The organism is Sphingomonas radiodurans, from assembly GCF_020866845.1.
Lineage (GTDB): Bacteria > Pseudomonadota > Alphaproteobacteria > Sphingomonadales > Sphingomonadaceae > Sphingomonas > Sphingomonas radiodurans.
Genome location: NZ_CP086594.1, coordinates 148025 through 161520 on the forward strand (window position 1 = coordinate 148025; position 13496 = coordinate 161520).

General features: G+C 65.7%; 8 protein-coding genes. 2 read left to right on the plus strand and 6 right to left on the minus strand.

From position 1 onward, the window contains the following. Positions 1-46 precede the first annotated feature (46 nt). Positions 47-1459: a class I SAM-dependent methyltransferase gene (locus tag LLW23_RS00740; RefSeq protein WP_228946890.1), complete on the plus strand. Its 1413-nt coding sequence runs from the start codon at positions 47-49 to the stop codon at positions 1457-1459. Between the two features lie 46 nt (positions 1460-1505). After that, complete coding sequence (locus LLW23_RS00745; RefSeq protein WP_228946891.1) at positions 1506-2126, plus strand: hypothetical protein; 621 nt, start codon at positions 1506-1508, stop codon at positions 2124-2126. A gap of 50 nt (positions 2127-2176) precedes the next feature. Here the strand turns inward: LLW23_RS00745 and LLW23_RS00750 are convergent, their stop codons facing one another. The 6 genes from LLW23_RS00750 to tagH all read right to left on the minus strand — a co-directional run bounded on the left by LLW23_RS00750 (position 2177) and on the right by tagH (position 13486). Further along, on the minus strand, positions 2177-4849 hold the full coding sequence (locus LLW23_RS00750; RefSeq protein WP_228946892.1) for a TonB-dependent receptor plug domain-containing protein: 2673 nt from the start codon (positions 4847-4849) through the stop codon (positions 2177-2179). Between the two features lie 18 nt (positions 4850-4867). Beyond that, positions 4868-5389: a GNAT family N-acetyltransferase gene (locus LLW23_RS00755; RefSeq protein ID WP_228946893.1), complete on the minus strand. Its 522-nt coding sequence runs from the start codon at positions 5387-5389 to the stop codon at positions 4868-4870. Between the two features lie 275 nt (positions 5390-5664). Continuing rightward, positions 5665-9090, minus strand: a complete 3426-nt coding sequence (gene tssM, locus LLW23_RS00760; protein ID WP_228946894.1) for a type VI secretion system membrane subunit TssM — start codon at positions 9088-9090, stop codon at positions 5665-5667. Between the two features lie 13 nt (positions 9091-9103). After that, on the minus strand, positions 9104-10519 hold the full coding sequence (gene icmH / locus LLW23_RS00765; protein ID WP_228946895.1) for a type IVB secretion system protein IcmH/DotU: 1416 nt from the start codon (positions 10517-10519) through the stop codon (positions 9104-9106). Beyond that, positions 10516-11859, minus strand: coding sequence for a type VI secretion system baseplate subunit TssK (tssK, locus tag LLW23_RS00770; protein ID WP_228946896.1), 1344 nt, complete (start codon positions 11857-11859; stop codon positions 10516-10518). The genes icmH and tssK overlap by 4 nt, the downstream gene beginning before the upstream one ends. Before the next feature lie 31 nt (positions 11860-11890). After that, positions 11891-13486, minus strand: coding sequence for a type VI secretion system-associated FHA domain protein TagH (gene tagH, locus LLW23_RS00775; protein WP_228946897.1), 1596 nt, complete (start codon positions 13484-13486; stop codon positions 11891-11893). Positions 13487-13496: the final 10 nt, after the last annotated feature.

The following is a 13496-nucleotide window of genomic DNA, read 5'->3' on the forward strand; positions in this document are numbered from 1 at the left end:
GTTCGCAACATCGCATGCGGCTCCCCGGCGCCGATCGAAGGAGACGATGATGGTCGGAGAGACGCGTTACGATGCGGTGGAGTATCCGGCCGGCCTGTATCCGACGACGCATCCCGGCCATCTGGCGGCGATCGCACGGCTTCACGGCCTGACGGCGCCCGATCCGCACACTGCGCGCGTGCTCGAGATTGCCGGCGGAGACGGCGTAAATCTCATCGCGATGGCGGCGGGGCTGCCCGATGCGCGCTTCATGAGCTTCGACCTGTCGCCTCGCGCGGTGGCACGCGGTGCCAGCCTCGTGCGCGCCGCGGACTTGGCGAACGTCACGATCGAGACGACAGACTTGTTGGAGGCCGCCGAACAGCTGGAGGGTCCGTTCGATTACGTGATCGCGCACGGCTTATATGCATGGGTGCCTGAGCCAGTTCGCGCGGCGGCGTTGCGACTGATGGGCCGTGTCCTGTCGCCCGAAGGCGTCGGCCTCGTCAGCTACAACGCCATGCCTGGCGGTCATTTGCGCATGGCGATTCGCGACATGCTACTCCACGGCCTCGCCGGGGTCGAAGATCCCGCCGATCGGGTGACGCGCGCACGTGAACTGCTGCTGCGCTTCGCCGCGCCACAGGAGTACGATCGCCCGCTCCTCGCGGCGATGCGCGAGGTGGCTGGGCCGATGGCGCGCAAGACTGCCGGCTCGCTCTTTCACGATGAACTGGGCGATTGCTTCGCGCCGCAGTCGCTGGCGGAGGTCGTCGCGGCCGCCAATGAGCACGGCTTGGCCTTCCTCAACGATGCCGTATCGTCGATGGTGTTCGATGGCTTGCCCGGCAGCGACGTCGACGATGCCGAGACCGTCAGGCTCGCACAGACGAGCGACTATGAGGCGTTCGCTTTCTTTCATCAGACGCTGTTCGTCCGCGCCGGTCGTGCGCCGTCGCGACGCTTCGATCCCGCCGTGCTCGCGACGCTCTACGCCACGACCCATGCGAAGCGCACTGGCGAGACGAGCTTCAAGGTCGGCGACAGCAATTTCGAGATCGATGATGCGCCGCTAGCGGATTTCCTCGGCGCGCTTGCGGCAAACGCGCCCGAGCGGCTGCCACTCGCGCCGTTCGCGCAATCGCCAGAACGCGCAGCAGCGTTGCTCGAACTCTATCGGATCGACGCGATTCAATTCCATGCGATACCGTTTCCAGGCGCGGTCAGGCCCGGAGATCGTCCGCGGGCGAGCGCAGTCGCGCTCGCGCAGGTCAACCTCGGCCTTACCAACCTCTACACACTCGATCAGCGGATCGTCGCCTTTTCGGAGCCGGGCCCGCGCGCATTCCTGTCACTACTCGACGGCACACGCGATCACGCGGCGGTCGCCGCAGCTTGGGCGGGGACCGCGTTCGGGGATCAGATCACGGCCGAGGACGCGCTGGCGCAACTCGCCCGCGCAGGGTTGATGGTCGCATGATCGAGATACTGGCGTGGCATGATGGTGGCTTAGCAGGAGGCTCGGGATGCGACTGACGCTCGATCACACGACATCGAACGGCAAGCTGATGCTTGACCCGACGGTGAAAGCCGCGGTCACCCGCGGCATCGACAATCCGTCGGATGCGATCATCCCTGCCGAAACCAGCCTCTATCGCGCCGCGCACGCGTTTTTGACCGATCCGAAGACCGGTGCAGTCACCGAGACGCGGCCGGAGCAGGCGTTCCTGAGCCCGTGGTGGTCGACATACTATGATTTCAATCAGGTCGCCTGGGCGACCGAAGCGCCCGATCTGTCGGAAGGGGCGCGCTCGGCCTTCGCCATCCATCGCGGCTGGGGTGGTGACTGTGCGCTGTACGCGTCGATCACGACGACCACCGACCTCAGCGTCTGGTATGGCCTCGGCAAGAACGTGCCGGAAAAAGATCTCGGCTCACCCCAGATGTCGATCGCGTTCGCCTCGCACGACATCTTGCAGATCTACGTCCCCGGCCTCTGGGTCGAGGCAAATATGAAGCTCTGGACGATCCAGCGCCGGGTCATGGCGTTCGAGCGAACGCTGACCAACGGTCGCGGCTTCCAAGGCAATCTGCCCGCCCCACTTAGACCGACGAAGGGCGGATCGACGCAGATGACGCTTTTTTAAACGCCAGTAGAAAGGGGGCGGAATCGCACCGCCCCCTCGCCCTTCCGCGATCAATATTTGATGCGCAGCCGCGTGTAATAGAAGCCGCCGTTGAACCCGAACGGCCCGCCGTTGCGCGGATAGACCTGACCATCCGCGGTGCCGCCGGTGATCGGGTAGATCTGCACCGTGCTGGTCGGAGCGAGCTTGTCCGGGCGCTCGTCCGTGAAGTTTTGCGCGCCGACCGTAAGCGTGAAATGCTCGGCAAAGGTGTAGCTGATGTCGAGATCCAGCGTGCCCTTTGCGCCGAAGCGCTGGTGGGCGACGCCGTTCGTCTGGCCGTAATCCTGCGCACTAGTCCAGGAACTGTAATAGTTCACGCGCGCATTGGCACTGAGACCGCCGAGCGCCCAACTCGTCGTAAATACCGCACGATGCTTCGGCGCCAGGTTCTCACCGTCGACGATCTGCGCACTGCTGATGACGAGCGGGTTAAAGCTGCGGATTTCGGTATCGTTGTAATTGTAGGCGAGCGTGAAGTTCAGTGAAGCCTCGTCGAACACGGTGCGGTACGTCCCCACCACGTCGATGCCTTGGGTGCGCGTGTTGAAGCCGTTGGTGAAATACTGCACTTGTCCACCAACGCCGACCGGCAGCAACGCCGGTTGCGCGGCCAACGCCGCCGCCGTCACGATGAACGGCTGGGTCAGGCCGATCCGATCGCGCAGGTCGATCCGATAGCCGTCCACCGTAAGTGTCATCGCGCTGACCGGCTCGAGGATGAAGCCGATGCCATAGTTGGTGGACTTTTCCGGCCCCAGCGTCGTCGCGCCGTAGAATTGCGCGACCGGATCGTTGGTCGGATAAGTACCGCTCTGGAAGGCAACGCCGTTGTTGAACGAGGTCGTCACGATCGACACGTTCGACTGGCCCGGCGATGGCGCATGGAAGCCAGTGCCGAACGTGCCGCGGATGGAGAAGGCATCAGCGAACTTGTAAAGCGCGTTTACCTTGCCCACCCAAGCGTCGCCGAACGTGTTGTAGTGTTCGTAGCGCCCTGCCGCACCGACCGAGAGTGCTTCGGTAAGATCCGTCTCCAGCCCCACATAGATCGCAAAGTTTTCCTGACTGAAGCTGCCCGCGGTCTGCGGACTGGTTCCCGCATAACCGCTTGCGCCGACGCCCTGTGCTGCCGTTGTCCCCGCGAAGGTATACGAGCCCGGTGAGGTCTGGACGTACAGTCGCTGCGCGACCGCGTAGGGCCCCGCGCCATAGGATTGCGCATCGCCCGCGGTCTGCTCGTACGTCTCCTTGCGGAACTCGGCCCCGGCCGCGATGGTCAGCGGGCTCGCCAGCCCCACCTCGGCGGCATAAGTGAAGTCACCGTTGAAGTTCATCTCCTCTTGGATCAGGTCACCAAACTCGAAGCTGGTCTGCGTTAAGGGGCCGAACGAAAAATTCGCCGAATCGTACATCGATAGCGTCAGCTTGTTGCGGGCCAGCGTACCCGACACATCGTAGGTGAACTGGCCGGACGTGCCCTTGTACCCCAGCACGCCGTACATTTGCTCTTTCTTGCCAACGAACCGCGGCGTGAATCCGGCCGGATACAGCTGGTTGAAACGGAACGTGTTGGTGTCCTGCACGAACCCGCCCGCCGGGCAGGTCGCATTCCCCGCCGGGCATGGCGTCAGATAGAATGTGTTGTTGAACGCGCCGTTGGCGCCCTGCGTCCGCACGACACCATTAGAATCCACTGCAGTGCTGGTGACCGGATTGCGATAGTTGAAGCTCTGGTTGCCCTCACCCTCGGCATAGTTGACGAAGAAATAGAGCTTGCTGTCGTCGGTCACCTCCAGCGCGGCGTTCACCAAGAACTTGTAGGCGTTCGACGGCGAACTACCCCAAATCTGCACCGGGCCGGGGAAGTTGGGAAGTTGCGACGCCAGCCCCGGGAAGTTGCTGGCGAAATTGGCCGCCGCGGGCCGCGTGACGCCGCGGCTCGTCTGCCCGTCGTCGGTATATTCGCCGGTAACGTTGATGAAGCCACCGTCGAAGCGGACACCGGCATTGGCCGCGATCTGATAGCTTTCACCATCACCCTCGTAAAATTGCCCGGCGCGCCCGATGATCTCGACCCCGGCATCCTCGCGCATCCCGTAGTTGATCACGCCGGCGATCGCGTCCGAGCCATATTGCGCGGTCGCGCCCTCGCGGAGCACTTGCAGGTTCGACACCGCGAGCGTGGGAATGGCCGAAATGTCCGGCCCTTGCGCACCGCGACCAAGCCCAGTGTCGCTGCCGCCATACACCTGCACCAGCGCCGAACGGTTGTACCGCTTGCCGTTGATCATCACGAGCACTTGATCGCCCGAAAGCCCACGTAGCGACGGCGAGCGAACAAAGGTGGAAGCGTCCGAGATCGTATTCTGCCCGACGTAGAAGGACGGGACGAGGTTCTTGACGACGTCCATCATGTCGGAGGCGGGTTGCGCCACCAGCTCGGCAGAGCTGATGACATCGACTGGTGACGCCGAGTCTGTGGCTGTTCGATCGGTTCGGCGGGTACCGAGAACAATGATCTCGTCGGAGGGTGCGTCGGTCGTCGCTGAATCGACGCTTTCCTGTAGGGCCGGAGTAGCGGGCTCGACGGCGGCGGGATCGGCCGCTGTGGTGCCGGCATAGGCGGGCGCGGCCGCGAGCACTGCCGCGATTGCGGTAAGCGAGGTCGATAGATTGAACATGTAGCCCCCTTGAGATTGCTATGTCGTTCGAGTCTCCCGTTCCGCCTGCCCGGCTGCCGTCCATCTCTCGTTCGGGATGTCGTGCAGCTCTTTTGTCATGGAAAGAAAAGGGATCGTCACGCCGCCGGCATGATGGTCCAGTGCATCGCCCGGCTCGAAGCCATGAGCGCGGTAAAAAGGAACGCCGGGCAGCGTAGCCATCAGCGCAAGCCGCGAAAAACCCGCAGCGCGCGCTGCGCGCTCGCACGCTTGGAGCAGCAGCGTCGCGATCCCCCGCCGCGCATGCGCCGGATCGACGAAGAACGCGCGGATCCGCGCGGCGTCCGTCGCCGGATCGACCAGCGCTGCATCGCGCGCAGCGAACTGATCGCCACCGAACAGCGTCGCGCGCCGGCTCCATCCACCGCAGCCGACCGCCACGCCCGCTTCCTCGGCGACGAGATAGGTTCCGTCCGCGATCAGTTGCGTGTCGACCCCGAACACCTCGGCCGATGCAGCCGCCGCCTGCGCTTCGTCATAATAGCCTCGGCTCAGGTGCAATGCGGATCGAGCTATCAGGGCTGAGAGGTCGGCAACGTCAGCCGGCAGAGCGACTCGAACCAACACGCGCTCGGCCTCCGTGCTCCGAGCCGTGTCTGGCTTGGCGGAATGTACCGTCGCTCGCTGGGCTGGTGTCGTGTCGCTGATCGCCATGCTCCCTCAGGAACATGAAGACGCCATAACGCCTGCGTCATGACAATCGAAAATTGCACGGAGATTGCGCTAATTCAGCGAATGTTGCCTAGATGTTACAGGCTCGGGGCGACTGGAAACAATTATGCGGCCGCCGCTGCGACTTGCGACGACGGGCAAGCGATCTTCACGAACGGATCGACGACGAACGGATTGACGCTGGTGAACGTGCGCACCCGAAAGTCGAACCGCGCGCCCGCCTGCGTCAGGCTGCCCTCGCCGATCGCAGGCGAGGCACCGGCCTTTATCGCGCTTACCTTCATCAGGCGAAAAACTGCCCACGGCCCGGTCCAGGCGCGTGTGATCGGGACCGACCCACCGGCGCCTGCGAATTCGATGGAGGCGCCGCCCGCGCCCGGCCACTCGAACGTCGCGGGGATCGGGGATTTCCCATCGTACGACAGCTTTTGGCCATCGACCTGCAACGTCACCGAGGTTGCACCCGACAAAGCGATCGGCTCTATCTGATACGACAGCCGCGCCCCGTTAGGATCAGCGGCGAAGAAGGTGCGCGTCACCAGATTTGCGGCTTGCAGCGCCCGCACATTGGACTCGGTCAGCCCGATCTCGCCCGCATTCTCCTTCGCCTGCCATTGTGGCCCGACCGTATCGACATAGCCCGCGAGCTCCTTCGACACGAAGCTCGCGAACTGGCCCTGCGGTGAGAAAAAGCGCGTGAAGGTCTCGACCGGCAAGTCCGCGGTCGCGGCTGGCGCGATCGGGAAAGCGCGCGAAAGCGATTGCGCGCATTGATCGCCGAAGCTCGCGTTCAAAGCGCCCTCCATTTGCGCCAGCCGTGCGCCACCGAGTGCGACGCTGGCATCGCTCGCCACACCCTTAGCGACCGCTTGCGCAGGCGCCGGCATCGCGTTGGCGTTCTGGTCGAGCTGCATGATCAGCGCCTTGGCCTCGGTGCTCTGCATCGACCCGCTCTCGCCGCCGCCGCCCGGCAGCACTGCAATCGTGTTGAGCTTGTCGGCCAGCGCAGTCATCGACTGGAGCATCGCATCGACCGGCGCCGGCGACTTCCCATCGCCGACGAACATGCGCAGCGGCAGGAAGGCGTTGGCGACATTCGCGCGCGGCCCAGCGGCATCGGGGCCCATCCCCGCCGCGCCCATCATGCCGGCAAGCGCGCCCGACGGCTTGGGCAGCGCCTTGTTCGGCGTGAAGTCGGTCGCCTTGGCGATGGCGCGCATCAGCGGCGCGATCGGTGAGAGCGGCCCGCCGCCATCGCGCAGGCGCTGGACATTCTCGGCAAGGTTGCTCGCCGGGCGGAGCTGGACCGCGGCGAGATAATCGGTCCAGCGCTGCAGCACTTCGCCGAAATACAGCCGCTCAAGATCCTGCTTGAGCGCCCCCATCTCCGTCGGCGTCAGCTTTGCGCCGCCATTATCGCCGACGACCCAGTTTTCCTCGGCAAGCAGCTCCGGTCCGCGCGCGACGATCGGCAGGAAGATCTTGTCATAGCCGGTACGCGTGAACAGCGCCGGCACGCCAGCACCCGGCGCAAAGGCGCCGCCGCCCGCGAAGAACAGCTCCGGCCGCGGCCCGGCATTCTCACGCGCGCTCCACATCGGCTGTTCCGCCTTCAGCGCTTCGCTCTTGAGCCGGCCATAGACGCGCACCGCCGCTGGCTGCACGCGCAGCACCGCGCGCGCCGCCTCGACGCGCTGGTCATCGATCCCGACCGGCTTGAACGCATCGGGGAACAGCGCCGCAGTATGCTTGGCGAGATCGCCTGCCTCGGTTTCGGCATTGGCACCACCGCGCGCGATCCACGCGGGCTGCACCCAGGCAAGCAATTGCTCGCTCATGCTCGGCCCACGCCCGCCGAGGATCAGATAGGACTTGAGATCGTCATAGAGTGCGGACGGTGCGTTCGTATCCGCCGCCATCCGCTCCTCGGCTAGGCCGACGAGCACGGGCACGAGCCGACGTTGCAAATCGCGCCCATAGATGCCGCGCAACTCACCCTCGAGCCGCCCACCCTGGCCCAGCCCGAGCGCGAAATCGCCAGCCGCCGCCATCTCGTCGGTCGCGGTGCCTAGCACGCCCAGCGCCGCCAGGTCCTGCTCGACGCTCGCGCTGCCACCGCGCGATTCACCCGCAGCCTGCGCATAGGCCGAGGTCGTCGTGTAAACCCGGTCAATCAGCGCGCTGTTGCGGAAATAGCCCCAGGTCCAAACACCGACCGCGACCACCAGCGCCGCCGCCGCAGCCACGATCGACGCGACATAACGCTGCTGCGCGCGCTTCTCGCTCAAGGCGTTGCGCCCCGCCATGCCCTGCTCGGGGATGATGAGATCGGAGAAGAACCGCCGCAGGAAATAGCTGCGTCCCTGCCCCACGGCATGCGCCGAGGCGGTTGCCTGGCCGCCGACGCTCATCAGGATGCGATCGACCGGATTGCCGGTCTGCGTGCCCGACGCAAGATAGACGCCGCGCACCCGCGCAGGCTGATCGAAGCGACTCTTCTGCCCGAGCGCGGCAAGCAACGTCGCCAGCGGCGCGCGCAGCGAGGCGAGCTGCGCCGGGAAAGCAGCGATCTGCCCGCGCAGCGGCAATTGCCCCTCGGTCTGCATGCGATCGACGACGCGCGACGAGATGCTCGCGACGAGGTCGTCGAAACCCTTCAGGACGGCATCGTTATCCGACCCCGTACCGGGCGCAGTCGAGCCGAACACCTGATCCGATTCGGCATCGGTGCTGCGCCCGAAATATTCGCGGAAGCCCGCGAGCAGATCGGCCTTCGTCACCAGCACATAGACCGGCAGATCCTGTCCCAGCGTCCCTTGGAGTTCAGCAAGCCGCGCGCGGATGTTGTTCGCATGGCCGGACATCTTGGCCGCGTCGGCAAAGTCTGGCGCCGGGATCGCGACGATCACGCCGTTCAGCGGCTGGAGCGGACGATATTTTTTCAGCAGTTCGAGGAAGCTCTTCCAGCCCTCGCCGTCCTGCGGCGTCACGTCCTGCGTCACATAGCGGCCCGCAGTATCGATCAGCACCGCCTCGTCGGTAAACCACCAGTCGCAATTGGGCGTGTTCGGCTGGCCACGCAGCGAGCGATATTCGCCTGCAACCGCGGTCGGAAAATTGAGCCCCGAATTGAGCAGTGCGGTCGTCTTGCCCGCCCCCGACGGGCCGATGATCGCATACCATGGCAGCTGATAGGCATAGCTGCCGCGCGCGCCCAGCTTGGCCGATTTGAGCATGTCGAGCGCGTCGCCCAGCTTGCCTGAGATCTCGTCATGGTCCGCCGCCGACGCTTCGGGCTTCAGCGCGTCCATCATGGCGGCATTGGCGCGCTGGTCGCGGCGCCGTGCCCACCACCAGAAGATGCCGACGCCGATGATCGGCAGCAGCGCGACGAACAGCGTCACCGGCCACCAGCCGAGCGGCCGCCAGCCGGCAATCGCGATCAGCGGCCCGACGAACCACAAGACGAGCCCGGCCAGCAGCGCGCCGAGCACGCGCCAGAACCAACGGTTGCGAAACAAGGCTTTCATCGTCCCGCTCCCCTCAGCGCCAGGCGATATCGTTGGCGACGCGCAGCTCGACGCGGCGGTTCTCGCGCCGCCCGTCTTCGGTCTTATTGTCGCCGATCGGCCGATTTGCCCCGAACCCGGCAGTGCTCAGCCGCCCGGTGTCGCTAAGCCCCGCCGCATCCACCGCCTCGGCGACCGACTGAGCACGCGCCACCGAGAGTTCCTGGTTCGACGGGAAGGTCAGCGATCGGATCGCTTGATCGTCGGTATGGCCCTCGACGCGTATCGGCCCCTTGGTCAGATTGGCCGCTTCGGCGATCCGCCCGAACGTATCGCTCCACCCGCTCGATGCATCGGCCTGCGCCGATCCGAACAGGCCCTGGTTGTGGAGCCGCACGACGATCTCGTTTGCCTCGCGCACCACGTCCAGCCGCCCGGCGTCGATGTCCGGCTTCAGGATCTCGCGCATTCGGTCGAACGTCGGTGTCTGGCTCTGCGCCGCGGGCGGCGGTGCTGCGACGATCTCCGCGCCGCCCACTGCACGATTCAAACCCGCCAGCGCGGTGTCGGCCGAACTCGACAGGCGAAACAGCAGGGCTGCGAAGATTAAGAGGCCAACCGCCGCCAGCCCCGCCAGGATTGCCCACAGCGGCACGCGCGGCGAATAGCGCCCCGAAGCCACCGTCTGTCCGCGCCATTGCGGCGATAAGTCGCCGGGCTGCGCCCCGCGCTGGTTGGTGATCGCCTGCGCCAGCCGCGCACGGCGCTGATGCAGCAGCGATTCACCGCGCGGGTCGAGCGCCGCGCGGCCCTCGAAGCCGAGCGCCAGGCATTGATAGAGCAATTCCATCAACCGCGGCTCGCGCTTGGGATCCTGCTCCATCCGCTCGGCGAACTGGAACATCCGGTCGCCGCCCTGCGTGTCGTTGTGATAGGCCGCCAACAGGCTTTGGCGCGACCATTGGCTGTTGGCGCCCCACGGCGTCGACATCACCGCATCGTCGACGAACGCGCACAGGATGTAATGCGCCAGCTGCACCGATTTCTGCTCGAGCCCAAGCGTTCGGGCGCGACCTGAAAAAGCCTCTAGCTCCTGCGTCACGAGCCTGCGCAGCGCGCCCAGATCGGGGCCGATCGGCATCGTACGGATCTGGCTGGCGAGGTGGATCAGTCGGCCAGCTGCGGCGACCAGCGGTTCCGGGCCGTAGAGATCCGGCTCCGCCGCGGCGAAATCGATCCGAACCGGTGCGCCGACACCAGGCGGCGGCGGTGGCGCAGGTCGCGTGCCGATCGGCTGCGGCTGCGGCGGCACGTATCCACCGGGTGCGGCAGGCGGCGACGGCGGAGGCTGCTGCTGCTGGCCGAACCCCGGCACCGGCGGCAACGCCCCCGGTTGGCGGCCCGCCGGCATGAAGACCGTCTTGTCGGCGTCGTCGGAACCCCCGCTCATGCCTGCTGCCCCCTGATCGCCCACATCTCGAGTTCGAGATCGGGAATCTCACCCGCGACGTGCAACGCCACCGCGCCCGAGGTGCGCACCGTCTGCCACTGCTCGTGCCGGCTGTTGATCGCGAAATACACAGTGTTGGCGCGGAACGGGATCTGCCGCGGCTCGGCCGGCATCGGGTGCAGATCGGCCCCCGGCAGCTGCCGCATCACGAGATCACGAATATGCTCGACCGAACCGATCTTGGTCCGCCGCGGCATGTTCGCACGCAACTGCTCGGTATCCGCAGCCGCGCGCACTGCGAGCACGAACTGCGCGGTGGTGAAGAGTGTGTGGTCCTTGATCTGGCCGACCGAAATTCCGTACGCGCGCTTTTCCAGCGGGATCGCGACCGCGGCCTGCTCGAACACCTTGCTCAGCGAGCGGCGCAAATCGTCCATCACCGCGTCGAAGCACAGCCGCTGGTCGCGGTGCGAATAGAGCGGCATCTGCGTCGGCCGGTTCGTGCTGCTGGCGAACGTCGACAGCTCGGCCGCCAGCTCGCTCAGAACGCCGTACAGGTCAGCCGGGTGGATCGTCGGCATGGCGAGCAGATGCTGGATCGACGCTTCCGCACGATTGACCGACATCAGCATCAGAAAGTCGGTGATGTCCGCCACCGCCTTCGCCCCCGGCGTGCCGAGCCGCCCGGCGATCGCCTCGCCGCGCTGGTGAAGCATGCCGTGCAGCTCGGAGAGGAAGGCGCTGATCACCGGGCTCGACGCAGTGGTCAGCGAACAGGGGATGAAGCCGGCATCAAGCATGATCGAATCATCCGCCCGCCGCTCGATAACCCGCGCGATCGGCAGCGTGGTATAGCCCTCCAGCCCCTCGCTCGCCGCGCGCAGCGACAGTTGCAGCCGCCCGACGTTGATCGCGGTGCGTGACGGCGAACCATAGACCGCATCGGGCGCCTCGAACTCCTCGGCGATGTAACGCGTGTCGGCGCGCGCGCTGGCATCCAGCGCAACCTCCGCCGCCCCCGCCCGCGCCTCCGGAATGCACAGATGGATCACCGCATCGCGCATATCGCGCGTCACTTCGAGCGGCAGCGGCGCGACCACCTCCTCGGGCACGCGAAACGGCGTGCCGTCCTCGAACACGCCCGCGCATCGCGTGATTACGAGCTTGCCGGTCTGCAACTGCCCCTGCCCTAGCTGCACTTCGGAAAGGCCATAGCCATGGCTGACGAGCGGCTTGACGCGCCCTTCCAGCTTCGCACCGACGTAGCGATCGAATTGCTGGAAGTGCTGCGGTCGCAGGAACATGCCTTCCGACCAGACAGGCTTGTTCTCCCACGTCACCCCGTCATTCCCCCCTCATGCTGCCCCCGCGTCAGCGCGCGGATTTCAAGAAATCCTCATATCCTTCTCGGAACGCCACGCTCATCACCCCATTCGCGTTAGACGTCGCATCGCGCCGCAGCGCCTCAAATACGGTTAGATACACGCTCCACCGATCGACGCCACGCCTGAACGATAAGCCCTTCTTCTGGCTTGTCGCCTTCTCGATCATCTTCTCGATCTCGGGCGGTGACAAGCGGTCGAACACCGCGGTCAGTGCGCGTTGCACGCCCGCCAGCATAGCGAGCTGGTGCTTCTTGGCATCCTCGAACGCGGTGCGGATCGCATCCTCGCTGTTCATGAATCCGGGCAACGGATCGCCCATCAGCACTTTGGCGGCGTCCAGCGGCGGCAGATGCTTCAGCGGATTGTTGCGGCCGATGCTGATCTGCGTGCGCTCGACGCGGAACTCATCCTTGAACGCCGCGCGATCCTGCAGAATGTCGGAAAGACCCAGCACGACCTGGCGATACATGATGCCGAGCCGCCGCATCGCATCGGGCGCGAGTCGCAACTCCTCCGCGGTCAACCCGGCGCCTTCGTAGAACGCTGCCCACGCATCGCCGTTGATTTGCGCCGCAGGGGCCGCGGCGGGTGGTGCCGGAGGCGGCGGTGGTGGTGGCGGCGCATCGAACGTATCGAAACTCCCGCTCGGCGCTGCAGTGGATGCGGCCGGCGCGAAGTCGAACGGATCGGCAAGGCGCCCGCCCGAAGGCGCGGAAGGCGTGTCACCGAACGGATCCTCGAGTTGCTTTGGCGGCGCCGGCAGATTGCCAAAAGGGTCGTCAAATGGGACGCTCGACGGCGACATATCGGCAAACGGATCGACCAGTGGCGCGCGCCGTTGCGGCATGTCGCCAAATGGATCATCGAGCTCGGCGCGCGGCGGTGGCATGTCGCCGAACGGATCGCGCACGGGCGACGGCTGCGCAGCGAACGGATCAGGCCCGATCCCTCCTCCACCGGCCCAATCCTCGGGAATGCCGAAGTCGACCGGCGGCGGCAGCGGATCGGCGAGGATCGGCCGCGAGAACGCCTGTCCCAGCAGGTCTCCGACGCCGAAATCGCCCGTGCGCGGCGGTCCGATCGCCCCGCCCGCCGGCGCCAGCATGTCGTGGATCGCGCCGCCCAGGAAATCGTGCATCGCCGCACCCTGCGGCCCATCGTCCCACATCGCATCGACTGGCGCATCGAACCACGCATCCTGCCCGCGCGGTTGCGCCGCCATGCCGGGCAGCGGCGGCGGTGGCGGCGGCACGAGCGCGATCCCGGCGCCCATCGCTTCGGTTGCGATCGTGATGACGAAACTGCCGATGATCAGCCGGTCGTTCGATCGCACCGGCACCGGAGTGTGTGGCGCAATCCGCGAAACCGGATCGTTGAGCGCAACACCATTCGAGCTTTGATCGAGCACGAACAATTCCAATCCCGCCGCCAGGATCGTGCAGTGCGTCCGCGAGACGACACCCTCGTCGTCGGGCAGCACGATGTCGCACATCACTGCGCTGCGGCCGACCTTGATCTCACCGCTATCGAGATGGCGACGATCGAAAAAGGTGCCGGGGGGATCGCCCGTACGTGACAGCAACAACGTCCAC

What these genes read in the sequence shown, in the direction of transcription:
- tssM (WP_228946894.1), bottom strand. Translation starts at nt 9,090, where the DNA reads ATGAAAGCCTTGTTTCGCAACCGTTGGTTCTGGCGCGTGCTCGGCGCG.
- LLW23_RS00740 (WP_228946890.1), top strand. Translation starts at nt 47, where the DNA reads ATGATGGTCGGAGAGACGCGTTACGATGCGGTGGAGTATCCGGCCGGC.
- icmH (WP_228946895.1), bottom strand. Translation starts at nt 10,519, where the DNA reads ATGAGCGGGGGTTCCGACGACGCCGACAAGACGGTCTTCATGCCGGCG.
- LLW23_RS00750 (WP_228946892.1), bottom strand. Translation starts at nt 4,849, where the DNA reads ATGTTCAATCTATCGACCTCGCTTACCGCAATCGCGGCAGTGCTCGCG.
- LLW23_RS00745 (WP_228946891.1), top strand. Translation starts at nt 1,506, where the DNA reads ATGCGACTGACGCTCGATCACACGACATCGAACGGCAAGCTGATGCTT.